This is a genomic window from Staphylococcus caprae (assembly GCF_002902725.1).
GTDB lineage: Bacteria > Bacillota > Bacilli > Staphylococcales > Staphylococcaceae > Staphylococcus > Staphylococcus caprae.
Window position 1 is genome coordinate 1 of the sequence record NZ_PPRT01000085.1, and the last position, 1261, is coordinate 1261.

1 protein-coding gene is annotated in these 1261 nt (G+C 33.4%); it reads right to left on the bottom strand.

From position 1 onward, the window contains the following. Positions 1-193 precede the first annotated feature (193 nt). The gene (locus CD155_RS11970; RefSeq protein WP_037541603.1) at positions 194-1144 is read right to left on the bottom strand and encodes an LCP family glycopolymer transferase; all 951 of its coding nucleotides are present in this window, start codon (positions 1142-1144) and stop codon (positions 194-196) included. Between the last annotated feature and the right edge of the window lie 117 nt (positions 1145-1261).

Sequence of the window (1261 nt, forward strand, 5' to 3'; positions counted from 1 at the left end):
TATCAAGCTTCTTTTAATCCTAGCCATCCTTGCCGGCGGGGCCCCAACACAGAGAATTTCTTTTTAAGAAATTCTACAAACAATGAAAGTTGGGAGAGGGACAACGAAAATAATTTTGCTAAATTATATTTCTGTCCCTCTCCCTCCGAACTGCAGTTAAGCATTTAATAAAGTTTTAAATATCGTACCTCTTTTATAAATCTAGGTTATTTTTTAATAATTGAGTATTTTCATTTTTAGATGAATCACTTGGTACAAAGTAGTATAATCCATCATCTTGAATACCACCTTCACCATCTAATTGGTGACGATTAACTGTTTGATTCGCATCTTTATAGTTCTTTCTAATTAAATTAAGATCTCCAAGTGTTAAATCTGTTTTTACGTTATTTTGTATTTCGTCCATTAATGAATTGAAATGTGTGATAGATGAAGCACTCGACATTTTATTAGCCATCGCTTCTAACACAAGTTGTTGACGTTCTTGTCTGCCAAAGTCACCGCCAGCGCCTTCTTCTTTACGACTACGTATGAATTTCATTGCTTCATCGCCATTGACATGTGTCTTTGCTCCCTTTTCAAAATGAAGACCATCAACTGAGAATGTGTCATTACTTACAACATCCACACCACCTAAAACATCAATCATATCATGTAATCCATCCATATCAATGGTTGCATAATGATCAATAGGAACATTCATTAATTTCTCAAGAGAATTAACTGCCATATTTGGACCACCATAAGCATAGGCGTGAGCAATTTTTTCTGTTGTACCTCTTCCAACAATTTTCGCTTGAGTATCACGAGGTATACTTACTAATTCTGTTTTCTTTTCTTTAGGATTAATTGATAAAATCATAATGGTATCACTACGTTGACCCCCACCTTGCTGTTTACGTTCCGCATCAGAGTCCACACCAAATAAAGCAATTGTAAAAGGATCGCCATTTTTTAAGTTTACTTTTCCCGAACGTAATTCTGAATGACTTCTATTTAAAGGGTTATGAATTTTATCTCCCGTAATAAATATTTTTGCACCTACATAGATGACTGCAATAACTGTAAGTAAAAATAAAATTCCCACTACCCAAAGAAGAATTTTAGTTGGCAAGCTCATTTTTCTTTTATCTGAACGTCGCATTCCAACCACTCCTTTTCGTTTTATTTCATATTCATATTCTTATTCCATTGATAAGTATATTATAAAATAAAATATTTACTATACATCTGTAGACCTATTCATTGATTTATTTTAGAG

Coding starts and splice junctions, on each gene's coding strand:
- CD155_RS11970 (WP_037541603.1), bottom strand. CDS start 1,144: ATGCGACGTTCAGATAAAAGAAAAATGAGCTTGCCAACTAAAATTCTT.